We start from the raw sequence: 22027 nt of genomic DNA, 5'->3' as shown, positions 1-22027 counted from the left end.
GGCCCCTCAGGGCCGGATGTTCTGGTTCAGCCGGAACAGGTTGCCCGGGTCGTACCGCCGCTTCAGTTCGGTCAGACGGGCGTAGTTGCCCCGGTAGTTGGCCTCGATCCGGTGCTGGTCGTCGTGGTCCATGAAGCCGATGTAGCCGCCCTCGTCGGAGTGCGGGGCGAGCGCGTCGTAGTAGCCGCGCACCCAGGCGGTGTCGGCCGCGTCGTCGGCCGGGTCGGTCCAGGCCGCGAGGATCACGGTGGCGAAGGTCGCCTCCCGGTGCGCGAAGGCCGTCGCGTCGGCGGGCACCCGGTGGCAGGCGCCGTTGATCGGGTAGATGTGCACCGCCGAGTGGACCGTCGGCACCCGTGGGCCGTGCTCGGTGTGCGCGGCGATCGCCGCGTCCGTCAGCTCGGTCGCGAAGGCGCCCTTCCAGTACTGCCGCAGGCCGGGCGGCAGCAGCGGGTCGAAGGCGGCGGCGAAGGCCGGGTACGGCACCGTGTCCACGCCCTCGGCGACCACCGGCGCGGCGTCCCGCAGCGGGGCCAGCACCGCCTCGGCCCGCTCCGGCGGCCCGGACCAGCACGGCACCAGCAGGATGAAGGAGTCGCCGACCCGGTCCTCGGGGAGGAACGGCAGCGGCGGCGCGACGTGGAAGCCGGGGAAGATGCCCAGCTCCTCGGGGGCCTCCCGGACGTACTCGCGGTAGAACCGCAGCACCTCGGCCGCGTGCTCCAGCTCGTAGACGAACGGCCCGGCGACCACGTCCTTGACCGGGCTCAGCCGGTACTCGAAGGACGTCACCACGCCGAAGTTGCCGCCACCGCCGCGCAGCGCCCAGAGGAGGTCCGGCTCCTGCTCCTCGCTCACCGTCCGGAACCGCCCGTCCGCGGTGACCACATCGGCCGAGACCAGGTTGTCGCAGCTCAGCCCCAGCCCCCGGGCGAGGTGGCCGAAGCCGCCGTTGAGGGTCAGCCCGGCGATGCCGGTGGTGGAGATGATCCCGCCGGTCACCCCGAGCCCGAAGGCGTACCCGGCGTCGTTGAGGTCGCCCCAGGTGACGCCGCCCTCGCAGCGCGCCGTCCGGCCCACCGGGTCGATCCGGACGCCGTGCCGGTCGGAGAAGTCGATCACCAGGCCGCCGTCGCAGGTCCCGTAGCCGGGCGCGCTGTGGGCGCCGCCGCGCACCGCGAGCTCCAGGCCGCTCTCCCGGGCGAAGTCGACGGCGGCCATCACGTCCCCGGCGTTGGCCACCCGGACGACCGCCGCCGGCCGGCGGTCCACCGTGCCGTTGTAGACCCGGCGGGCCTGCTCGTAGCCCTCGTCGGCGGGCGTGATCACCGCGCCCCGTACACGCTCCCTCAAGCCGTCGACGGCGGGTCCGCCCATGACGACCACATCCTCGGGTACCGGCCGCCGCGCAGCCCCGTCCGGAGATCCCGGCGCCGCAGCCCTCCTGGCCGTGGCAGGCGGGGCCGGGCAGGCCTGGTTCCACGCTACGTCGCGTGACCCCAAGGCTGGGCAAAATCCTTAGATGAACGGGAAGTTGACCGTGACCACGGTGCGCTGCGGGCGGCGCTCGCCCGGGGCCGGGGACTGGCTGGAGACCTTGCCGGTGCCGAACAGGTTGACCCCGCTGCTCTGCATGGCGAACCCGGCGGCCTGCAGTGCCTTGGCGGCGTCGTCCTTGGACATCCCGGTGACGTCCGGGACGGCCACCATGCCCTTGCTGACCACCAGCGAGACCGGGGTGTTCTCCGGCACCTGCTGGCCGGCCACCGGCGAGCTGCTGATCACCGAGCCCTCCGGCACGGTGTCGTTGTACGTCTCGGTGACGCCGCCGCGCGCCAGCTGGACGCCGCTCAGGGCGGCGGCGGCCTGCTCGGCGGGCCGGCCGACCAGCTCGGGCACGGCGATCCGCTTCGGCCCCCGGGAGACGGTGACCCCGACCGCGTCGCTCTTGCGCGCCCGCGCCCCGACGCCGGGGTCGGTGGAGATCACCTGACCGGCCGGGACGCTCTCGCTGTACACCTCGGTGAACCGCCCGTGCATCCCGGCGCCGTCGAGGATCCGCTGCGCCTCGCCGCGGTCCTTGCCGATCACGCCCGGTACCGACGTGTACAGCGCGCCGGAGAGCGCGTACGTGGTGCCGCCGACCAGCAGCACCAGCGCGGCCAGGACGGAGGTCCAGATCAGCGGCTTGCGCGGGAGCCGGCGCCACGGGCCGGGGCGGCGCCGGGTGCGCACCGGCGCGGGCTCGTCGTACGGGCGCGGTTCGGTGAGCAGCTGCTCCATCACCTCCGGCGGCACGTCCAGCACGCTGGTGCGCTCGACCGGGGGCGCGACCACGGCCGGCCGGATCACCGAGGTCGGCTCGTTGGTGGGGTACCGCGGGCTCGGCCGGGTGGAGGCCGGGGGCTCGGCGTCGAGCTGGGCGGGGGTGAGCGCGCGGCGGACCCGTTGCAGGGCGGCCAGCAGCTCGACCGCGTCGTACGGGCGGTCCCGCGGGTCGCGCGCGCAGGCCGCGGCGACTATCGCGTCCAGCTCGGGACCGACGCCCGGCACGGTCAGCGAGGGCGCCGGGACGTCCTCGTGCAGGTGGCGGTACATGACCTGGACGGGGTTCTCGCCGGTGTGCGGACGGTGGCCGGTGAGCAGCTCGTAGAGCAGGATGCCGGCGGCGTAGACGTCCACCCGCTGGTCGGTCCCGGCGCCGGGGCGGATCTGTTCGGGGGCCAGGTAGGAGACGGTGCCGAGGACGGTGCCGGTGGTCGCGGTGCCGGAGCTCGCCGCGCCGTCGGCGGCGTTCAGCAGCCGGACCAGGCCGAAGTCGGCGACCTTCACCAGGCCGCCGTCGGTGATCAGCACGTTCTCGGGCTTGACGTCGCGGTGGACGAGACCGGCCCGGTGGGCGGCGCCGAGCGCGGCGAGCACCGGCTCCAGGACGTCCAGGGCGGCCCGGATGGAGAGCGCGCCCCGGTCGCGCAGCAGGTCGCGCAAGGTCCGGCCGGGCACGTACTCCATCGCGAGGAACACGTGGGCGCCGTCCGCGCCCTGGTCGAAGACGTTGACGACGTTGGGGTGCGCGAGCCGGGCGACCGCCTTGGCCTCGCGGATGAACCGGCCGGTGAAGTCCTCGTCGCCGGCGAGCGAGGGGTGCATCACCTTGACCGCCACGACCCGGTCGAGCCGGGTGTCGGTGCCCCGGTAGACGGTGGACATCCCGCCGGCCGCGATGCGCTGCTCGACCCGGTACCGGCCGTCGAGCAGGGTACCGATCAGCGGGTCGTCCAGTGCCATGTCCACCCGGCGAGTGTAGTGGGGGCGCCCGGCACCGGCCCCGGGAGACACCGCTCCCGGGGCGCTCTGTGCCCGGCTTGTGACACCGCCTAGAACGCCGGGCGCTCGCGGGTGTCCAGCGCGGCCCGGCCGGCCATCGCCGAGGAGGCCTCGGCGTGGAAGCGGCGCGGGATCCGGCCCGCCCGGTGGGCGAGCCGGCCGGCCTCCACGGCGTGCCGCATCGCGTCGGCCATCAGTACCGGCTCCTGGGCCCGGGTCACCGCCGAGGCGAGCATCACCGCGGCGCAGCCCAGCTCCATCGCCAGGGCCACGTCCGAGGCGGTGCCGGCGCCCGCGTCCAGGATCACCGGGACGGTCGCGCTCTCCACGATCAACTGGAAGTTGTGCGGGTTGCGGATGCCCAGACCGGAGCCGATCGGCGAGCCCAGCGGCATGATCGCCGCACAGCCGACGTCCTCCAGCTTCCGGGCCAGCACCGGGTCGTCGTTGGTGTAGGGCAGGACGGTGAAGCCGTCGTCGACCAGTGTCTCGGCCGCGTCCAGCAGCTCGATCGGGTCGGGCAGCAGGGTCCGCTCGTCGGCGATCACCTCCAGCTTCACCCAGTCGGTGCCGAGCGCCTCACGGGCCAGCCGGGCCGTCAGCACGGCCTCGCCGGCGGTGAAGCAGCCGGCGGTGTTGGGCAGCACGCGGATGCCGTTGCGGGTCAGCACGTCCAGGACGGAGCCCTGGGTGGTGGCGTCGACCCGGCGCATCGCCACGGTGGTCAGCTCGGTGCCGGAGACCCGCAGCGCCTGTTCCAGGACGTCCAGGCTGGGGGCGCCGCCGGTGCCCATGATCAGGCGTGAGCCGAAGGCCGTCCCGGCGATGGTGAACACGTCGTCGGCCATGGTCAGCCTCCCTGGACGGCGGTGAGGATCTCGACCCGGTCGCCCGCGGCCAGTCGCGTCAGCGGCCACGAGCCGCGCGGCACCACGGCCTCGTTGAGGGCGGCGGCGACGCCGGAGTTGGCCCGGCTGAGGGTGGTCACCACCTCGGCCAGGGTGGTGGCGGCGGGCACCCGGCGGGGCTCGCCGTTGACGGTGAGTTCGATCTCGCTCATGCGGGGACCTTCGTGGTGAAGCGGGTGGGGGAGAACGGCTCGGCGAGCGCGGGCGTCGTGCCGGTGACCAGGTACTCGGCGAGCAGGTCGGCCGTCACCGGGGTGAGCAGCACGCCGTTGCGGTAGTGGCCGGTGGCGGCGACCAGGCCGGGCAGGGCGGTCGGCCCGAGCAGCGGCGCGTTGTCCGGCGAGCCCGGCCGCAGCCCGGCGGAGGTCTCCACCAGCGGCAGCTCGGTGATGCCGGGGACCAGCTCGTGGGCGTCGCGCAGCAGCTCGTACACCCCGCCGGCGGTGACGGTGGTGTCGTAGCCCTGCTCCTCGCTGGTGGCGCCGATCACCAGCTCGCCGTCCTCGCGCGGCACCAGGTAGAGGTGCTGGCCGCGCACCACCGCGCGGACGTTGCGGGAGAGGAACGGCCGGTAGGCCGGCGGGATCCGCAGCCGCAGGATCTGGCCCTTCACCGGGCGGATCGCCGGCAGCACACCGGCGGGCAGGCCGGGCAGCAGATGGCTGCGGGAGCCGGCGGCGAGCACGACCCGGTCGGCGGTCAGGGTCTCCCCGGTGCCCAGCCGGACGCCGACGGCCCGGTCGCCCTCGAGCAGCAGCTCGGTGGCCTCGGTGCGGTGCAGCCGCACGTCGGCCCGCTCGCAGGCGAGGACCAGCGCCGCGGCCAGCCGGCGGCCGTCCACCTGGTGGTCGTCGGTGACGTGCAGGCCGCCGCGGACGCCGGGGGCGAGCATCGGCTCCAGCTTGCGGGCCTCCCGGCCGGTCAGCCACTGCGAGTCGAGGCCGAGCCGCCCGTGGAAGGCGTGCAGCTCGCGCAGCTCCTCGCGGTCGTCGGAGTCGAGGGCGACGGCGACGGCGCCGCACCGGCGGTAGCCGGTGTCCCGGCCGCCGGAGGCCTCGGTGAGCTCGTCGGCGAAGGCCGCGTACCGCTCGTTGGAAGCCATCCCGAGGCGCAGCAACGGCTCCTCGCCGTACTGGAGTTCGGTGACGGGGGCCAGCATGCCCGCGGCCACCCGGGCGGCCCCGCCGCCCGGGTCGGGGTCGACCACCGCGATGTCCGTCAGTCCGCGCCGGGCCGCCCGCCAGGCGACGGCGAGGCCGATGATGCCGCCGCCGACGACCAGCACGTGGGCATGGGTACCTGCTGCCAAGCGTGTCAAAGTCGCTGCTCTCCCTTCGCCGGTATGACCCGGATCAGGTTCGGACGGTCGCAGGCCGTGCAAGCCCGCCTCTCAGCCCGGTCCGCCGGGCTCCCGTGATGGTGCCCCCACCATAACTCCGGGGGTCGCCGCCACCGAAGGCGCGTACGAGGGGCGGACGCGGGGCGCCCGAGGCCCTCTGGTGCCCCGGGCGCCCGCCAGTACAGTGACGGGCGTGGCAGAGCTGAGCGGGACGGATCAGGTGGTCGTGGTGGGGGCCGGGCTGGCCGGGGCGCACTGCGCCGCGGGCCTGCGGCAGGGCGGCTGGCGGGGGCGGATCGTGGTGGTCGGCGAGGAGCCGCACACCCCGTACGACCGGCCGCCGCTCTCCAAGGAGGTGCTGCTCGGCAAGGCCGACGCCACCCCGCTCGACCTCGACCTCGCGCAGCTCGGCGTCGAACTGCTCACCGGCCGCCGCGCCACCGGCCTCACCCCCGGCGTGCTGCGCACCGACGGCGGCGACCTGCCGTACGACGCCCTGGTGATCGCCACCGGCGCCGCCCCGCGCGCCCTGCCCGGCGCCGAGCGCGCCCACCTGCTGCACACCCTGGACGACGCGCTGGCGCTGCGCGCCCTGCTCCGGCCCGGCCTGCGCCTGGTCCTGGTGGGCGCGGGCTGGATCGGCGCCGAGGTGGCCACCGCCGCCCGGGCGGCCGGCTGCGAGGTCACCGTCGTCGAGGCGGGCCGGGCGCCCGTGCCCGGCGCGCTGCCGGCCGTGATCGGCCGGGCGATGGCGGCCTGGTACGCCGAGGCCGGCGTGGAGCTGCGCTGCGGGGTGGGCGTCGCGGCGGTCGAGCCCGGCGCGGTGCTGCTGGCGGACGGCTCGCACCTGCCCGCCGACGAGGTGGTGGTCGGCATCGGCGCCCGCCCGGCGACCGGCTGGCTGGCCGGCTCCGGGGTCGCGCTGGACGCCGCCGGCGCGATCCTGGTCGACGAGCGGCTGCGCACCACGCTGCCCGGCGTCCACGCGGCCGGTGACTGCGTGAGCTACCCGTCGGCCCGCGCCGGCGCCCGGCTGACCGTCCAGCACTGGGACCACGCGCTGCAGTCCGGTGCGGCGGCGGCCGCCGCCGTGCTCGGCGCGGAGGTGGCGTACGACCCGGTGCCGTACTTCTGGTCGGAGCAGTTCGGCCGGACGGTGCAGTACGCCGGGCGGCACGGCGAGGGTGACGAACTGCTCTGGCGCGGCTCCCCGCAGGACCCGTCCTGGGCGGTGCTCTGGCTGCGGGACGGCGTGCTGCGGGCCCTGCTGACGGTGGACCGCCCGCGCGATCTCACCCAGGGCCGCCGGCTGGTCGAGCGCGCCGCGGTGCTCGATCCGGTGCGCGCGGCGGACCCGGCGGTGGCCCTGAAGTCGGCCGTCGCCGGGTAGTCCGCGGGGCCGGTTGGTGCGCGGCGGGCCCCGGAGGTGGCAGTCTGGTGACGTGAGTGAGATCGAAAGCAAGATTGAATCCCTGGTCACCGACTGGATGTACCTGCCCGACATCTCGGAGCAGTGGGGGGTCCGGGTCACCGAGGTGCGCGACCTGGTCAAGAACGGCGGGCTGATCGCCGTCCGCCGCGGCCCGAACAGGTCGCTCCAGGTGCCGGCCGCCTTCATCGACGGCCCGGGCCTGGTCAAGCACCTGTCCGGCACCCTGACGGTGCTGCGCGACTGCGGGTACAACGACGCGGAGATCCTGGAGTGGCTCTTCACCGAGGACCCGTCGCTGCCCGGCAGCCCGATCCAGGCGCTGCAGGAGAACCGCGGCACCGAGGTGAAGCGCCGCGCCCAGGCGATGCTGATCTGATGGCGGCGGACACACCGCGCCGGCGCCTTGCCGACGCCCGGCTCTACCTCTGCACCGACGCGCGCCGCGAGCAGGGCGACCTCGCCGCGTTCCTGGACGCGGCGCTGGCCGGCGGGGTGGACATCGTCCAGCTCCGCGACAAGGGCCTGGAGGCCAAGCAGGAACTGGCGGCCCTGGAGGTCTTCGCCGACGCCTGCCGCCGCCACGGCAAGCTGCTCGCCGTCAACGACCGCGCCGACGTCGCGCACGCGGCCCGGCCCGGTGTGCTGCACCTCGGGCAGGACGACCTGCCGGTGCCCGCCGCCCGGGCGATCCTCGGCGAGGACGTACTGATCGGCCGGTCCTGCCACGCCGAGTCCGAGGTGGACGCGGCGGTCGTCGAGCCCGGCGTCGACTACTTCTGCACCGGCCCGGTCTGGCCCACCCCGACCAAGCCGGGCCGCCACGCGCCCGGCCTCGGCCTGGTCTCGTACGCGGCGAAGCAGAGCACCGACCGGCCGTGGTTCGCGATCGGCGGCATCGACCTCGGCAACCTGGACGAGGTGCTGGCGGCCGGGGCGAGCCGGGTCGTGGTGGTCCGCGCGATCACCGCCGCGGACGACCCGCGGGCGGCGGCCGCCGCGTTCGCCCGGCGGCTGCGCGCGGTCTGACCCGGACGGCTGCCGCCGTTCCCGGTACGTCCGGGTGCCCCTTTTTCGGACACCCGGCTCAGTACTTGCGGACGGTGGCGGCCTCGGCCAGCGCCAGCAGCACCTCGCGGGCCCGCCGGTCGGCCAGCGGGGCCGCCTCCAGCGCGGCCAGCGACTGCCGCATCAGCTCCTCGATCCGCCGCTCCACCAGCTCGGGCGCGCCGCTGCGCCCGACCAGCTCGCGCAGCCGGGACACCTCCTCGGGCGCCAGGTCCGGCGCGCCGAGCCGGTCGTCCAGGTGGCGGGCGTCGGCGGCGGGCAGCCCCCGCATGGCGTGCGCGACCAGCAGCGTCCGCTTGCCCTCGCGCAGGTCGTCCCCGGCCGGCTTGCCGGTGACCGCCGGGTCCCCGAAGACGCCGAGCAGGTCGTCACGGAGCTGGAACGCCTCGCCCAGCGGCAGGCCGAACGCGCCGTACGCCTCGACCAGCTCCGGCCCGGCGCCCGCCAGCAGTGCGCCGACCTGCAGCGGCCGCTCGATCGTGTACTTGGCCGACTTGTAGTGCAGCACGGTCTGTGCCCGGTCCAGCGCGCCCTCGTCGGTGGAGTCCCCGGCGACCGGCTCCAGGACGTCCAGGTACTGGCCGACCATGACCTCGGTGCGCATCAGGTCGAACACCGGCTTGGCGGCCAGCACCGCGGCCGGGTCCAGGCCCGAGCGCAGGAACAGCTCGTCGCACCAGATCAGCAGCAGGTCGCCGAGGAGCACGGCCGCCGAGGCGCCGAACTGCTCGCGGTCGCCCCGCCAGCCGCTCGCGCGGTGCAGCGCCTCGAAGCGGCGGTGCACGGAGGGCAGGCCGCGCCGGGTGTCGCTGCGGTCCATCAGGTCGTCGTGGACCAGCGCGCTGGCCTGCAGCAGCTCCAGGGCGGCCGCGGCGTGCGCGATGGCCTCGCCGGCGGCCGGGCCGCCGGCGCCGCGCCAGCCCCAGTAGCAGAACGCCGGGCGCAGCCGCTTGCCGCCGTCCAGCAGGAAGTCGCGCAGGGCCTCGACGGCGGGCGCCAGCTGCGGGGAGATCTTCCCGAGCAGGGCCGACTGGCCGTCCATGAACCCGGCGAGCGCGGCGTTGACGCGCTCGCGGACGTCCTCCACGTCGATCGGGTTGGCCGGCCGGTTGCTGGACGAGGTCACGATGAGGCTCCGGAGGGTTCGCTGGGGGTCCGGCAAGCCTAGCCGGACGGCCGCGAACGGCCGTCGGGGAGGGCCGTGCACCCGTTCGGACGGAAAGCGGACGGTCGTCCACCAGTTGTCTCAATACCTGGAACCGGGTTGTCCGTGTCCTTCGGCCGACGGTTAACCTGCCCCCATGGCACTCGGCATCGCTTCCACCAGAACAGACCGCGCTTCGACGGTCCGCGAGCTTCTGGCGGCCGGCAAGCGGTCCTTCTCCTTCGAGTTCATGCCCCCGCGGACCGAGGTCGGTGAGCAGCGCCTCTGGGACGCCATCCGCCGCCTCGAACCGCTCGACCCCAACTTCGTCTGCATGACGTACGGAGCCGGCGGCTCCTCGCGCGAGCGCACGGTCAACATGGTCGGGCGGATCGCCACCGAGACCACCCTCACCCCGGTGGCCCACCTGACCGCGGTGGACCACTCGGTCGCCGAGCTGCGCAACATCATCGGCCAGTACGCCGACCAGGGCGTGCGCAACGTCCTCGCGGTGCGCGGCGACCCGCCCGGCGACCCGACGGGCGAGTGGGTCAGCCACCCGGACGGTGTCACCTACGCCTACGAGCTGGTGGAGCTGATCAAGGGGATCGGCGACTTCTGCGTGGGCGTCGCGGCCTCGCCGAACATGCACCCGCGCTCGACCGACTGGGACGAGGACATCCGGCACTTCGTGGCGAAGATCCGCTCCGGGGCCGACTACGCGATCACCCAGATGTTCTTCGAGGTCGACGACTACCTGCGGCTGCGCGACCGGGTCGCGGCCGCGGGCTGCGAGGCGCCGATCATCCCGGAGATCATGCCGGTCACCAACGCCAAGCAGCTGGAGCGCTTCCCCCAGCTGAGCGGCTCGGCCTTCCCGCCCGACCTGGAGGAGCGGCTGCGCGCCGCGATCGACGACCCGGCCGCGCTGCGCGCGATCGGCATGGAGCACGCCACCGCGATGTCCGAGCGACTGCTGGCGGAGGGCGCCCCCGGGCTGCACTTCATCACGCTCAACCACTCGACCGCGACGCTGGAGATCTACCAGAACCTCGGCCTGCACCAGCGCTGAGCGGGCCGCCGTTCCCGGCCGGCCGGGCCCGCCGTTCCGGCCGGGAACGCGATGCGGTACCCGGACCGTTCAACCGGTACAGTCGCCGAACACGCGCGGCGCGCGCGGGCACGCGACTGGAGGTAGCGGGCGGATGGGCATCGGATACCTGCTGCTGTACGGCGCGTTGGCGGTCGTGGCGCTCTGGCTGCTGGCCGAGCTGCTGCTGCAGAACCGCGCGCCGGTGCACTGGCGCGCCCTCGCCCTGACCGGCTTCCTCGGCGTGCCGGCCGGGATGGCGGCCGGGTCGGTCCCGCTGATCGGCGCGGGCGCGGCCCTCTTCGCGGTCGGCCAGACCCTCGTCACCCTCTCCGTGAAACGCGGCTACGCGGCCGGCTGGTCGCTGCGCCGGGCCGACGGCGGGCTGCCCGGCCCGCTGGCCAGGGTGCCCCTGCTGGGCGCGCTGACCGGTGGCGCGGTGGTGGCCACCGCGGTGGCGGCCGACCGGATCGGCACGGTCAGCGCGGTCGAGGAGAGCCCGGCCCCGGCCCCGGTGGCCGAGGACGTCCCGGCCGTCGAGCAGACCGCCGCCTTCGAGATGCAGGAGATCGCCGCCGACGGCGTCTACACCCCCGGCTACTACGAGCAGCAGCAGCAGCCCGTGCCGCAGGCCCAGCCCGACCCGTACGCCGAGGCCTACCAGGCCGGCTACGACACCTCGCAGCAGCAGCCCGGCTGGGACGCGAACGGCCAGCCGCAGTGGCAGGCCCAGCAGCAGCCGGCCTTCGCCTACGACCAGGGCTACGGCACCTACCAGCAGCAGCCGGACCCGTACGCGGGCTACCAGCAGCAGCCGCAGGTGGACGCGTACGGCGGTTACCAGCAGCAGCCCGACCAGTACGGCTACGACCAGGCCCAGCATGCGCAGCAGGCCCAGCAGCAGCAGTGGCAGCAGCAGGCCGACCAGCAGCAGCAGGCCGACCAGCAGCACCAGCCCTACCCGCAGCAGCAGGGCATCCCCCAGCAGCCGCAGTACGACCAGTACGGCTACCAGCAGCAGCCGACCTGGCAGCAGCAGGGCTGAACTCCCGTCCGCCGGTCCGGAGCGGCTCAGGCCGGGCCGATGAGGTTGGCCGCGATGCAGGCCGACATGCCGACCCGGGCCAGCCCGCCGCCGGGGTGGGCGGCGCCGCCCACCAGGTAGAAGCCGGGCGCCTCCTCGGTCGGCGCCTGGAGGTAGGCGCCGCGCGCGCCCGCCAGGGCGGGCAGCGGGACGGAGCCGAGGAAGGAACCGGTCTCCCGCGCGGTGTCCGCCGGGGTCCGCACCACCCGCCAGAGCACCCGCTCACCGAGGCCCAGACCGGCCGAGTCCGCCTGCGCGACCATCCGGTCGGCGAAGCGCTCGGCGACGCCCGGTCCGGTCCAGTCGAACCCCATCGCCGGCGTGGTCGCGGTGAGCACCACGGCCTCGTGGCCGGCGGGGTGCAGCGAGGCGTCGTCCGGGCGCAGCACCTGGACGGTCGGCCGCTGGGCGAGCGGGGCGCCGGCGCGGAAGATCCCGTCCAGTTCGGCGGCGCGGTCGGCGGCGTGCACCACCGTCCGGTGCGCCGTCCCGGCGGGGCGCTCCCCGCGCAGGGCGAGCAGCACCACGACGCGGCCGGGGGCGTCGTGCAGCCGTTCCATCGACGACGGCCAGGCGTCCTGGGAGCCGGCCGTGCCGAGGTACTCCGAGAAGACCACCCGGGCGTCCATCGCGGAGACCACCACGTCGGCGTCGATCCGGCCGGCCGCGGTGTCGACGCCGCAGGCCCGGCCGTCCTTCTCCAGCACCTCCTCGACCCGGGTGTCGAAGCGGAACTCCACCCCGCGCCGCTCGCACCGCCGGTACACCGCGTCGGCCAGCGCCCGGATGCCGCCCCGGACATACCAGACGCCGAAGGACTGCTCCATGTACGGCAGCACGGTGGCCCCGGCCGGCGCGGTGCGCGGGTCGAGGCCGAAGCGCAGGGCGTGCTCGTGCAGCAGGGCGGTCAGCCCGTCGTGGCCGCCGAGTCCACGGGCGGCCACGTCGGCGAGGGTCCACGCCCTGGCACCGAACAGGCGGGCGAGGCGACCGGGCCGCGGCGCCGGGTACGGATCGGTGCGCAGCGGCGCGGTGTCGGCCGGCAGCGGCTCCTCCAGCAGCGGGCGGCGGGTGGCCTCCCAGACCGTGCGGCCGTGGTTCATCACCTCGGCCCAGCGGGCGCCCGAGCCGGTGCCGAACGCCGTGTCCAGCGCCTGGATCACCCCGCCGCGGGAGGCGTTGGGCAGCAGCAGGTCGGTGCCGTCGGGGAGCAGGTGCCGGCTCTCCGGATCCACCGGCGCCAGCTCGACCAGCTGCTCCAGCGGCTCCCGGCCGGTCTTCAGCGCGAGGTCGCGGTAGACGGCCGGGAGGGTGAGCAGCCCGGGGCCGGTGTCGAAGGCGAAGCCGTCCCGCTCGTAGCGGCCGACCATGCCGCCGTACGTCCCGGTCGCCTCGCAGACCGTCACCCGGTGGCCGAGGGTCGCCAGCCGGGAGGCCGTCGCGAGCCCGCTCATTCCTGCGCCGATGATGACGATCCGTGCCATGGACCGCATCCTACGGCCGGGGGACGGGCACCTCCCGCGCCGGTCGCACGGCCGCCGCACGGGCGGCCCGGCGCTCGCGGCGGCGGTCCCGGAAGCGGCGGATCCGGCTGATCGCGAACCAGACCAGCAGCAGGCCGACGGCCAGCAGCACGGCGGAGATCGAGGCGGCCACCCACGGGTGGAAGATCGCCAGCGTGACGAGACCGGCGACCGAGAGGTCCTCGGCCAGGCTCACCACGATGTTGCTGGCCGGCTCGGGCGAGGTGTTGACCGCCATCCGCAGCGAGGCCTTCACCAGGTGGCTGACCAGCGCCGTGGTCCCGCCCATCGCCCCCGCCGCGACCTCGCCCAGCGAGCCCGGGTCGGCACTGGCCAGCAGCGCGCCGACGGTGGCGCCCGCGATCGGGCGGATCACGGTGTGGACGCCGTCCCAGACGCTGTCCACGTACGGGATCTTGTCGGCCACCGCCTCCAGCAGGAACAGCACCGCGGCGGCGGCCAGCACATCGGTGCGCTCCAGCGCGGCCGGCACCGACTCGGCGCCGCCGAACCGGCCGAGCAGCCCGAGCAGCAGCACCACCGCGTACGCGTTGATCCCGCTCGCCAGCCCGCTGGTGAAGATCAGCGGAACGATCGTCATCCGTTCCTCCTCGTGGCGCCCGCCGGGATCCGCCCGGCTCGCCGTACCGTACCGGGACGCCGCCCGGGCGGCCTGCGGTTCCCGCCCCGGACGGACTGAGTACGGATACTCAGAAACCCGGTTGAGTACCTGAGCGGATGGCCCCCGACCTGCGGAGACGGGACAGTAGGGGCACCGGGACGACGGCGCGTCGGGCGCTGAGGTCCCGGGACGGCGGACAGGTGCCTCCAGCGGGCACGGGGGCCGCGGACGTCACCGGAAGGTCCGTACGGGAGCCGGTCGCAGGCCGCGCACCGCCGACACGGGGCGGCGGAGCGCGGTCAGGGGGGAACCGGTGACCGGGAGGGGGCTCCGGAGCGGCGACCGTGGGGGGCGGCGCTCCGGCGGGGTGCGGGGCGGTGGGGCGCGGGGCCGACGGGGGCGGCCGGCGGGCCGCCGCCCGCACGCGGACCCGCCGCGCGGCCGCGTTGTCAGTGGCCCCGGTCACGATGGAGGAGCACGGACCACCCGGTCCGCGCGCTGCCTCGGACCGGGGGAGACCATGACCATCAGCCGTCCTGAGCCCGTCACCACCCGCCTCCACTCCGCCGCCCACCGCCCGGACGCCCACCGCCCCGCCACCGGGGACGTCCACCCGGTGGTGCGCCGGATCGCCGCTCCGCCCGCCGCCCTCGACCTGCTCGCCGACGCGCACCGCACCCTCGCCGGAGCCCGCGCCCGGGAGGACCCGCTGGAGCGGTACGCCGCCGCCCACCTCGCCGCGCTGCGCACCGTCGCCGCGGTGCTCGCCGCGCGCGGCCGGCCGGAGAAGAACGCGCGGCGCCGCCAGGCCATCCGCAGCGCCTGGGAGGTGCTGCCCGAGATCGCCCCGGAGCTCGCCGAATGGGCGGTGTACTACGCGGCCGGCGCCCGCCGCCGGGCCGCCGCCGAGGCCGGGATCCGGGGCGCCGCCTCGGCCCGCGACGCCGACGACCTGATCCGCAACTCCGCGCTCTTCCTGCGGCTGGTCGAACGGCTGCTCGGCCTGCACCCGGTGCCGCCCGCCCCGCGGCTGCCCCTGGACGTCGGCCCGGGCGACGGCCGCGACCCGGGTCCGCGGCGGTGACCGGCGGCACGGTCCGGCTCCCGGCCCGGTCTAAGGTGGAGGCATCCTGATCCATCTGCACGTGCCAAGGAGCCCGACCTTGTACCCGACGCGTCCCCGCAGCGCCCTGCGTACCGCCGTGGTGTGGGAGGTGGTGCGGGCAGCCCTGGAGAAGCGGGCGGCCGAGCTGGACCAGCCCGTGCTCGACGTGGTCGACACCGGCGGCGGCACCGGCAACTTCGCGGTGCCGGTCGCCCGGCTCGGCCACCGGGTGACCGTGGTCGACCCGAGCCCCGACGCGCTGTTCGCGCTGGAGCGCCGGGCCGCCGAGGCCGGTGTCACCGACCTCGTCCGCGCCGTCCAGGGCGACACCCAGACGCTGCCCGAGCTGGTCGCCCCCGGCACCGTCGACGCGGTGCTCTGCCACGGGGTGCTGGAGGTCGTGGACGACCCGGCCGAGGCGCTCGGCAGCCTGGCCGCCGCCCTGCGCCGCGGCGGCTTCGTCAGCCTGCTCGCCGCCAACCGCAACGGCGCGGTGCTGGCCCGCGCCCTGGCCGGCCACTTCACCGACGCCCGTACCGTCCTGGAGGCCGACGACGGCCGCTGGGGCGCGAGCGACCCGATGCCGCGCCGCTTCAGCGGCGAGGAGCTCGGCCGGCTGGCCGCCGGCGCCGGCCTGCGGGTGGACTCGGTGCACGGCGTCCGGGTCTTCGCCGACCTGGTGCCCGGCGTCCTGGTGGACACCGAGCCGGGCGCGCTGGAGGCGCTGCTCAAGCTGGAGGAGGCCGCCGCCGAGCAGCCGGCCTTCCACGCCGTGGCGACCCAGCTCCACCTGCTGGCCACGCTGGCCTGACCCCGGTTCCTCCCGCCGTTCTCCGGCGGGTCTCCTCGCGATCCGCGCGGAAGCTCCCCAGGTCCCGGCCGATTCCACGCCGTCGGGCACTTGTCCGGTGTCGGCCGCGTTGAGCCCTGTGCGGCCGGGTACGGCCCGGTACGGCCCTGCCCACGCGTGGCCGACCGCCCCGCAACGAGCCCGTGGACCGTATGATCTGGGTAAAGCCGGAAAGCATGACAGCCGGATGCATGGGGCATATGGACGACACGGGCCTGGGCCCCCGTACAGGCGTCCGACCGCGTGTTCTGAAGGCTGATTGGACTTTGCCTCCCCGACCGGGGCGGCGGACCGGTCGCACCGGCGACCGACGAGTAGGAGGACTCCGTGCCGCTCTCGGAGCACGAGCAGCGACTGCTCGACCAGATGGAGCGAGCGCTGTATGCCGAAGATCCCAAATTCGCGACGGCGCTTGAGGGAACCGGGCTGCGCACCTACACCCGTCGGCGGGTCTACCTGGCTGTCGGCGGCTTCGTGGTGGGCATCGGGCTGCTGATGGGCGGCATGGTCGTGCCGGACCAGATCTGGGTCAGTGTGGTCGGGTTCCTGGTAATGCTGGGGTGCGCCGTCTTCGCCGTCACCGGCTGGCGGCGCGGGCCCGCGGGACAGGCCTCCGGCCCGCGGCCGGCCGCGGCACCGCGCCGCAAGGCGGGGGTGATGGACCGGGTGGAGCAGCGCTGGCAGCGCCGCCGGGACGAACAGACCGGCGGCTTCTGAGCCACCGGCCGAACCGTAACGCCACGAGGGCGGGCAGTCGATCCGACTGCCCGCCCTCGGCGTTCCCCTCGTGTGCCCGGTGTCGGCGTTCCGTGTGCGTCCGGTGTCAGGACGGCGTCCGGTCGCCCCCGCCGCGGCGGCGCAGCCGGCCGAGCACCCGCCGCGACGGCGCGGCCGCCCGGGAGGCCAGGCCGCGCGTCGCGAGCCGGGCGGCCACGACCGCGTCCGAGAACCGCCACCAGAGCGTGGCGGCGGACGGCGGCAGCAGCGCCGCCTTCGTCCGGCCGACCCTGCCGACGCCGGCCCGCAGGCCGTCCCGGGCGGTCCGGACGTCCGCCGCCAGGGGCTCGGACACCTCGGCGGAGCGGGCGTAGAGCACCCGTTCGGTGGCCAGCGCCACCCGCCCGGCGGCGGCCGCCGAGGCCTCGTCCAGCTCGGCGGCCTCGGCGATCCGGCGGGCGGCGGCGCGCGGGGTCTGCGAATCGACCGGCGGGATGCCGAGGTCCCAGGCGGAGTCGATCAGCTCGTCCCAGGCGGCGAGCACCTGGGCGTCGGTCGGCCCGGCCGGGCCGACCTCGCCGGGCCGGCGCCGTCCGCCCGTGCCGAGCCGGCGGCGGCGCAGCCGCTCCCGCCAGATCATCGGGGTGAACAGCAGGGCGAGCAGCGCCAGCACGGCGGCCAGGGTGGTCAGCACCTGCCAGGACAGCAGCCAGGAGTCCTGCTGGGCGCCGGCCGCGGCCTTGCCGTCGTTCCCGCACTCGCCCATCCGGCGCAGCTTGGGGTCGCAGTCGCTGCTGCTGGAGGGCGCCGCGACCGGAGCGGTGCTCTGCGCGGCGGCGGTCGGCTGCTGGGTCGGCGCGGTGGCGGGTGCGGCGACCGGCGCGGTGTAGCGGGGCTGCACGCCGCGGGTCGGCGTGGGCTCGAAGCGCAGCCAGCCGAAGCCCTGGAAGTAGAGCTCGGGCCAGGCGTGGTACATCAGCCCGTTCACCGAGTACCGGTCGTTGCCCTTGGCGTCGCCCGGGGTGAAGCCGACCGCGACCCGGGCGGGGATGCCCAGGGTGCGGGACATCGCCGCCATCGTGGAGGCGAAGTGCACGCAGAAGCCCTTGCGGTCGCGCAGGAAGGTCTCGATCGCGGTGCTGCCGGTACCGGCCTTGATCTTGGTGCTGTAGGTGAACTCGGAGCTGGTGAACCAGTCCTGCAGCGCGAGCGCGCGGTCGTACGCGGTGGACGCGTTCCGGGTGACCTCCTGCGCCTTCTCCCGGACCGAGGCGGGCAGGTCCTTGGGCAGCTGGGTGTAGTGGTCGGAGATCTTCGGCGGTACCGGTCCCACGCTGCGCAGCTCGGCCGCGGTGGGCCGGATGTCGAGTGCGGTGGCCTGGTAGCGCAGGCCCTTGATGGCCTTGTCCCGGTCCGGGAGCACGGTGCCGGTGAGGGTGTCCACCCGCCAGTCGCCGGGGTTGGGGACGCTGACGCCGGCGGCCGGGTACGGCAGCGGCAGCCAGCCCGACTCCAGCTTGTCGGAGGCCTGGAAGTCGCCCGACTCCGACGGGACGTTGGTGCTCGCCAGGCCTTCCGGCGGGGCGAAGGTGGTCTTGAGCTCGGTCACCCCGGGGTTGCTGAGCTTCCACGCGGTGCCGTCGAACTCGTCCAGCGAGCCGGTGCGCAGGTAGGCGGTGTCGGCGAGGCTGCTGTCCATCCGGTAGGTGAGCAGCTCGACGTTGCTGGGGGTGGCCAGGGCCGCCTCCAGGGTCACCAGCGGGTCGAGGGTGGTGATGCCGCCGCCGGCGCCGCCGGCGGCCGTGCCGCCGGACGGACCGGTGTGGATCAGTCCGCCCTCCCAGCGCGGCAGGAAGGCCGGGACCAGCAGGGCCACCGCGAGGGCCAGGACGCCGATCCGCCGGCCGCCCTGGCTGAGCGCGCCGGAGTCCTCGCCCTGGCGCGAGGTGCCGCGGAAGATCCGGCCCCAGCGGGAGACCCGGTCCTGGCCCTCCGCGAAGAGCAGCACCAGGTAGCCGGCGGCGGCGAGGCCGAACCAGGCCCAGCTGCCGCCGTCGCCGGCCAGCCCGTTGCCCACCGAGTAGAGCGCCAGCAGCGGCAGCCCGGCCAGTGCGGAGCGGCGGTAGGTGACCGCGACGGTGTCCACCGCGATGGCGATCAGACCGACGGAGGCGACCAGGATCAGCCGCAGGCCCGGGTTGGGCGGCGCGGGGATGCTGTACTCCCGGATGTCGTCCAGCCCCTGGCCGAGGACCTGCGCCAGGGTGTGCACCGACTGGGTGCCGGGCAGCACGCCGCCCCAGAGCGCGGTCGAGCTGGCGAAGCCGACCAGCAGCAGGACGGTCAGCACGAGCAGCTGCCCGAGCGGCACCGTCCAGCGGTAGAACGGGGTCCGGCGCAGGCCCGCGCCGGCCGCCGCGACCACGGCGACGACCAGGTAGGCGTGGGTGATCCAGCCCTTGGTGGTGAGCAGCGGGAGCAGGCAGAGCGAGGCCAGGGCGGTGGCCAGCGCCGAGTAGACGGTCAGTTTGGCCCGGGTGGTCACGCGCCGGCCTCATCTCGGTAGGGGGAGGGCGACTCGGTCCGGTCGGCGGCCTGCCAGAGCTCCGGCGCGGAGTCCCCGGCGCGGACCGGCAGGACGGTCCAGCCGGCCTCGCGCAGCTGCCGCACCCGGGCACGGAACTCGTCCCCGCCGGTGTCGGGCGCGAGCATCCGCAGGCCGGACCAGGTGCCGGTGTCGAGCAGGAAGACGACGGCGCCGCCGGTCCGGCCCCGCAACCGGGCCAGCCTGGCGGTCTGGGCCTCGTCCAGCTCGCCGAGCACGGCGACCAGCAGGCCCTCGCCGGAGCTGCGCAGGGGCTCCTCGGCCCGGGAGAGCCCGCCGCCGTCGGAGAGGTCGACCACGGCGAGCGCGTCCAGGATCAGGCCGGAGGCGTCGGCGGCGGTGTTGCCGCCGCCGGCGTCCGGGCCGGGCACGCAGTGGCCGGTGTCGGTGAGCAGCCGGGTCTGGTAGCCGCGCTCCAGCAGGTGCGCGGCGACCGAGGCCGCGCAGCCGACCGCCCATTCGAAGGAGGACGCCGGGCCGCTGCCCCGGTGGCCGGACTCCCGGGTGTCCAGCAGGACGGTGGCCCGGGCCTTCTTCGGCTGCTCCTCGCGGCGGACCATCAGCTCGCCGTACCGGGCGGTGGACTTCCAGTGCACCCGGCGCAGGTCGTCGCCGTGCCGGTACTCGCGCAGGATGACGTCGTCGTCACCGGCCAGCGCCAGGGTGCGGGTGCGGCTCTCGCCCTGGCCGACCCACTCGCCGCTGAGCCGCACCTGCGGCAGCTGCTGCACCTGCGGCACGACGGTGAGGACGTCCGAGGCGGTGAAGGAACGATTGACCTCGCACATCCCGAACGGGTCGGAGAGCCGCAGCTGGAGCGGGCCGAGCGGGTAGCGGCCGCGCAGGTCGGAGCGGACCCGGTAGGACACCTCGCGGTGGCCGTGCGGCTCCACCCGGTCCAGGACGAAGCGCGGGCGCGGCCCGAGCACGTACGGGACCTTGTCCTCCAGCAGCAGCAGGCCGGTGGGGACCCGGGAGACGTTGTCCACCCGCAGGTGGACGCGGGCCTCGTGGCCGGCGACGGCCCGGCGCGGGTTGAGCCGGCGTCCACTGGCCACCCGGTAGCGGGTGTTGGCCAGCAGCAGCGCGGCGGCCAGCGGCAGCGCCGCGAGCAGGACGCCGACGCGCAGCAGCGCGTCCTGGTCGAGCACGTAGGCGCAGACCACCGAGGTGGCCCCGGCGGCGAGGAAGGAGCGACCCCGGGTGGTGAGGCCGTTCAGGCCGGCGCGCAGGCCCGACGGTGCGTCGGACGGTCCCACCTCAGCCCCTCCGCAGCGCCGGGCCGGCCTGGCCCTGCGGGCGCGGCAGCGGCAGCCGGGCGACCAGGTCGGTCACGATCTGCTCGGCGGTGCGCCGGCTCAGCTGGGTCTCGGCGGTCGGCATCAGGCGGTGCGCGAGCACCGGGACGGCCAGGCGCTGGATGTCGTCCGGGGTGACGTAGTCGCGGCCGTCCAGCGCGGCGGCGGCGCGGGCGGCCCGCACCAGGTGCAGGGTGGCGCGCGGCGAGGCGCCGAGCCGCAGCTCGTGGCTGTTCCGGGTGGCGCCGACCAGGTCGACGGCGTAGCGGCGGACCGGGTCGGCGACGTGCACGGTGCGCACCAGGTCGATCAGCTTGAGGATGTCGGCGGCGTGCGCGACCGGCTGGAGGTCGTCCAGCGGGCTGGCGCCGCCGTGCACGTCGAGCATCGCGAACTCGGCCTCGGGGCTCGGGTAGCCGATCGAGATCCGGGCCATGAAGCGGTCCCGCTGGGCCTCCGGGAGGGGGTAGGTGCCCTCCATCTCGACCGGGTTCTGGGTGGCGACCACCATGAATGGCGACGGCAGCTCGTAGCTGGTGCCGTCGATGGTGACCTGGCGCTCCTCCATCGACTCCAGCAGCGCGGACTGGGTCTTCGGCGAGGCCCGGTTGATCTCGTCGCCGACCACGATCTGCGCGAAGATCGCGCCCGGGCGGAACTCGAAGTCGCGCTGGTGCTGGTCGAAGATGTTGGTGCCGGTGACGTCGGAGGGCAGCAGGTCCGGCGTGAACTGGATGCGGCGCACCGTGCAGTCGACGGACCGGGCGAGTGCCTTGGCCAGCATGGTCTTGCCGACGCCGGGCACGTCCTCCAGCAGCAGGTGGCCCTCGGCGAGCAGCACCGTCAGCGCGATCCGGACGGCCTCCGGCTTGCCCTCGATCACGCTCTCGATGTTGGCCCGGACCCGTTCCACCACGGCGGCGAGCTCGGGCAGGCCGACCGGGTGGTACCCCTTCGTCCCCCGGTCGCCCCCCGGACGACCTTCGAGACCGGCCTGATCGTTGTAGCTCGTCACCCGTACGCTCCCTGGCACACTGCGCCCGCCTCACCCCGAGGCGGGCCCCCACCCCATGCTGGACGCGGCTCCTCGGGAAGCGGTTCCGTGGCGGGAGCCGGTGCCGTCGTGGGGGCCTGCGGCCGGCCGCCCCAGGTGGTTCGGGGTCCGACCGGCAGGCGCATTCTCCCCCGGGTGGTGACCAGAAGTCACCACCCGGCCGAAAGCGCCCGGGACGCCGCGGGGAGGCGGGGCGCCCGCGCGGGGGCGGCGGGACGGGTGCGAAGGCCGTCGGCGGGAGTGCCGGCGGGGGCCCGGACGACGTTGGCCGGGCCGGAGACGGCCGGTGGACGGGGTGGGTCAGTCGATCTCGCGGAGCAGACCGGTGTGGACGTCGAAGACGAAGCCCCGGACGTCGTCGGTGTGCAGCAGGAAGGGCGAGGTACGGACCCGCTGCATGGACTGCCGGACGTCGCCGTCGAGGTCGATGAAGGACTCCACCGCCCACTGCGGGCGCTGGCCGACCTCCAGCTCCAGCTCGCGCCGGAAGTCCTCGGTGAGGCCGAGCAGACCGCAGCCGGTGTGGTGGATCAGCGCGACCGAGCGGGTGCCGAGGGCACGCTGGCTGATGGTGAGCGAGCGGATGGTGTCGTCGGTGACGACACCGCCCGCGTTGCGGATGACGTGGGCGTCGCCCAGTTCGAGGCCGAGCGCGGCGAACAGGTCGAGTCGGGCGTCCATGCACGCCACCACGGCGATGCGCTGGACGGGGCGGGCGTCCATGCCGCCGTCGCGGAAGGTCACCGCGTACTCGCGGTTGGCCGCCACGAAGCGGTCGATGATCTTCGGTTCGGTGGTGTCGGCAGCGGCTGTCGGCGTGGGCCGGTCGGGGGTCACTGTCATGGTGAAGACGTTAGTGCGAAT

Annotated in this window: 20 protein-coding genes and 1 riboswitch; of the genes, 8 read left to right on the top strand and 12 right to left on the bottom strand. The window is 75.2% G+C overall.

Translation table 11 applies throughout. From position 1 onward, the window contains the following. Positions 1–6: 6 nt before the first annotated feature. From ACFWA9_RS03745 to thiO, 5 genes are all read right to left on the bottom strand, one after another. Positions 7–1377 carry an FAD-binding oxidoreductase gene (locus tag ACFWA9_RS03745; protein WP_380382793.1) on the bottom strand — a complete coding sequence of 457 codons (1371 nt, stop codon included), beginning with the start codon at positions 1375–1377 and terminating at the stop codon, positions 7–9. Positions 1378–1518: 141 nt separating this feature from the next. Next, entirely contained in the window at positions 1519–3288 is a 1770-nt protein-coding gene (pknB, locus tag ACFWA9_RS03740; protein ID WP_380382810.1) for a Stk1 family PASTA domain-containing Ser/Thr kinase, read from the bottom strand. A gap of 89 nt (positions 3289–3377) precedes the next feature. Then, positions 3378–4175, bottom strand: a complete 798-nt coding sequence (locus ACFWA9_RS03735; protein WP_352287088.1) for a thiazole synthase — start codon at positions 4173–4175, stop codon at positions 3378–3380. 2 nt (positions 4176–4177) lie between these two features. Further along, complete coding sequence (thiS, locus tag ACFWA9_RS03730; RefSeq protein WP_329487278.1) at positions 4178–4387, bottom strand: sulfur carrier protein ThiS; 210 nt, start codon at positions 4385–4387, stop codon at positions 4178–4180. Beyond that, positions 4384–5544: a glycine oxidase ThiO gene (gene thiO, locus ACFWA9_RS03725; protein ID WP_380382790.1), complete on the bottom strand. Its 1161-nt coding sequence runs from the start codon at positions 5542–5544 to the stop codon at positions 4384–4386. The genes thiS and thiO overlap by 4 nt, the downstream gene beginning before the upstream one ends. A 3-nt stretch (positions 5545–5547) precedes the next feature. Further along, a riboswitch (TPP riboswitch) is annotated at positions 5548–5660 on the bottom strand. Between the two features lie 98 nt (positions 5661–5758). Here thiO and ACFWA9_RS03720 point away from each other — a divergent pair. From ACFWA9_RS03720 to thiE, 3 genes are read left to right on the top strand one after another with little or no spacing between them, the layout of a single operon-like run. Continuing rightward, on the top strand, positions 5759–6964 hold the full coding sequence (locus ACFWA9_RS03720; protein WP_380382788.1) for an NAD(P)/FAD-dependent oxidoreductase: 1206 nt from the start codon (positions 5759–5761) through the stop codon (positions 6962–6964). A 52-nt stretch (positions 6965–7016) separates the two neighbouring features. Beyond that, positions 7017–7382, top strand: coding sequence for an Rv2175c family DNA-binding protein (locus tag ACFWA9_RS03715; RefSeq protein WP_329487275.1), 366 nt, complete (start codon positions 7017–7019; stop codon positions 7380–7382). Further along, a complete protein-coding gene (thiE, locus tag ACFWA9_RS03710; RefSeq protein WP_380382786.1) occupies positions 7382–8032 on the top strand; it encodes a thiamine phosphate synthase in 651 nt (216 codons plus the stop codon). Before ACFWA9_RS03715 ends, thiE begins: the two co-directional genes overlap by 1 nt. A 58-nt stretch (positions 8033–8090) precedes the next feature. On the opposite strand, the gene ACFWA9_RS03705 is transcribed toward thiE, so the two are convergent. Then, positions 8091–9197 carry a polyprenyl synthetase family protein gene (locus tag ACFWA9_RS03705; RefSeq protein WP_359834342.1) on the bottom strand — a complete coding sequence of 369 codons (1107 nt, stop codon included), beginning with the start codon at positions 9195–9197 and terminating at the stop codon, positions 8091–8093. Positions 9198–9372: 175 nt separating this feature from the next. Here ACFWA9_RS03705 and metF point away from each other — a divergent pair, with 175 nt between their 5' ends. Both metF and ACFWA9_RS03695 read left to right on the top strand, forming a co-directional pair. After that, entirely contained in the window at positions 9373–10287 is a 915-nt protein-coding gene (gene metF, locus ACFWA9_RS03700; protein WP_329487272.1) for a methylenetetrahydrofolate reductase [NAD(P)H], read from the top strand. 133 nt (positions 10288–10420) lie between these two features. Beyond that, positions 10421–11350 (top strand): hypothetical protein, encoded by a 930-nt coding sequence (locus ACFWA9_RS03695; RefSeq protein WP_380382784.1) that lies wholly within the window; start codon positions 10421–10423, stop codon positions 11348–11350. 26 nt (positions 11351–11376) lie between these two features. On the opposite strand, the gene ACFWA9_RS03690 is transcribed toward ACFWA9_RS03695, so the two are convergent. Both ACFWA9_RS03690 and ACFWA9_RS03685 read right to left on the bottom strand, forming a co-directional pair. Beyond that, positions 11377–12873 (bottom strand): phytoene desaturase family protein, encoded by a 1497-nt coding sequence (locus ACFWA9_RS03690; protein ID WP_380382782.1) that lies wholly within the window; start codon positions 12871–12873, stop codon positions 11377–11379. A 10-nt stretch (positions 12874–12883) separates the two neighbouring features. Beyond that, positions 12884–13513, bottom strand: coding sequence for a DUF4126 domain-containing protein (locus tag ACFWA9_RS03685; protein ID WP_380382780.1), 630 nt, complete (start codon positions 13511–13513; stop codon positions 12884–12886). A gap of 541 nt (positions 13514–14054) precedes the next feature. Between ACFWA9_RS03685 and ACFWA9_RS03680 the strand changes: the two genes are divergently transcribed. The 3 genes from ACFWA9_RS03680 (at position 14055) to ACFWA9_RS03670 (ending at position 16206) form a co-directional block, all read left to right on the top strand. Further along, entirely contained in the window at positions 14055–14618 is a 564-nt protein-coding gene (locus ACFWA9_RS03680) for an SAV_6107 family HEPN domain-containing protein (protein ID WP_380382778.1), read from the top strand. A gap of 79 nt (positions 14619–14697) precedes the next feature. After that, positions 14698–15450 (top strand): methyltransferase domain-containing protein, encoded by a 753-nt coding sequence (locus ACFWA9_RS03675; RefSeq protein WP_329487267.1) that lies wholly within the window; start codon positions 14698–14700, stop codon positions 15448–15450. A gap of 366 nt (positions 15451–15816) precedes the next feature. Continuing rightward, the gene (locus tag ACFWA9_RS03670; RefSeq protein WP_329487266.1) at positions 15817–16206 is read left to right on the top strand and encodes a DUF3040 domain-containing protein; all 390 of its coding nucleotides are present in this window, start codon (positions 15817–15819) and stop codon (positions 16204–16206) included. Positions 16207–16312: 106 nt separating this feature from the next. On the opposite strand, the gene ACFWA9_RS03665 is transcribed toward ACFWA9_RS03670, so the two are convergent. The 4 genes from ACFWA9_RS03665 to ACFWA9_RS03650 all read right to left on the bottom strand — a co-directional run bounded on the left by ACFWA9_RS03665 (position 16313) and on the right by ACFWA9_RS03650 (position 22006). Beyond that, entirely contained in the window at positions 16313–18751 is a 2439-nt protein-coding gene (locus ACFWA9_RS03665) for a transglutaminaseTgpA domain-containing protein (RefSeq protein ID WP_380382776.1), read from the bottom strand. Further along, positions 18748–20070, bottom strand: coding sequence for a DUF58 domain-containing protein (locus ACFWA9_RS03660; protein ID WP_352287109.1), 1323 nt, complete (start codon positions 20068–20070; stop codon positions 18748–18750). The genes ACFWA9_RS03665 and ACFWA9_RS03660 overlap by 4 nt, the downstream gene beginning before the upstream one ends. Position 20071: 1 nt before the next feature. Continuing rightward, positions 20072–21124, bottom strand: a complete 1053-nt coding sequence (locus tag ACFWA9_RS03655; RefSeq protein WP_380382775.1) for an AAA family ATPase — start codon at positions 21122–21124, stop codon at positions 20072–20074. 339 nt (positions 21125–21463) lie between these two features. Next, positions 21464–22006, bottom strand: coding sequence for a carbonic anhydrase (locus ACFWA9_RS03650; RefSeq protein ID WP_329487263.1), 543 nt, complete (start codon positions 22004–22006; stop codon positions 21464–21466). Positions 22007–22027 lie beyond the last annotated feature (21 nt).

Origin of the sequence: Kitasatospora sp. NPDC059973, from assembly GCF_042737525.1 — a bacterium.
Lineage (GTDB): Bacteria > Actinomycetota > Actinomycetes > Streptomycetales > Streptomycetaceae > Kitasatospora.
The sequence above is the reverse complement of the archived record's forward strand: the minus strand, read 5'-3'. Positions and strand labels throughout refer to the sequence as shown.

What these genes read in the sequence shown, in the direction of transcription:
- ACFWA9_RS03735 (WP_352287088.1), bottom strand. Translation starts at nt 4,175, where the DNA reads ATGGCCGACGACGTGTTCACCATCGCCGGGACGGCCTTCGGCTCACGC.
- metF (WP_329487272.1), top strand. Translation starts at nt 9,373, where the DNA reads ATGGCACTCGGCATCGCTTCCACCAGAACAGACCGCGCTTCGACGGTC.
- ACFWA9_RS03690 (WP_380382782.1), bottom strand. Translation starts at nt 12,873, where the DNA reads ATGGCACGGATCGTCATCATCGGCGCAGGAATGAGCGGGCTCGCGACG.
- thiS (WP_329487278.1), bottom strand. Translation starts at nt 4,387, where the DNA reads ATGAGCGAGATCGAACTCACCGTCAACGGCGAGCCCCGCCGGGTGCCC.
- ACFWA9_RS03685 (WP_380382780.1), bottom strand. Translation starts at nt 13,513, where the DNA reads ATGACGATCGTTCCGCTGATCTTCACCAGCGGGCTGGCGAGCGGGATC.
- ACFWA9_RS03695 (WP_380382784.1), top strand. Translation starts at nt 10,421, where the DNA reads ATGGGCATCGGATACCTGCTGCTGTACGGCGCGTTGGCGGTCGTGGCG.
- pknB (WP_380382810.1), bottom strand. Translation starts at nt 3,288, where the DNA reads ATGGCACTGGACGACCCGCTGATCGGTACCCTGCTCGACGGCCGGTAC.
- ACFWA9_RS03745 (WP_380382793.1), bottom strand. Translation starts at nt 1,377, where the DNA reads ATGGGCGGACCCGCCGTCGACGGCTTGAGGGAGCGTGTACGGGGCGCG.
- ACFWA9_RS03650 (WP_329487263.1), bottom strand. Translation starts at nt 22,006, where the DNA reads ATGACAGTGACCCCCGACCGGCCCACGCCGACAGCCGCTGCCGACACC.
- ACFWA9_RS03680 (WP_380382778.1), top strand. Translation starts at nt 14,055, where the DNA reads ATGACCATCAGCCGTCCTGAGCCCGTCACCACCCGCCTCCACTCCGCC.
- thiE (WP_380382786.1), top strand. Translation starts at nt 7,382, where the DNA reads ATGGCGGCGGACACACCGCGCCGGCGCCTTGCCGACGCCCGGCTCTAC.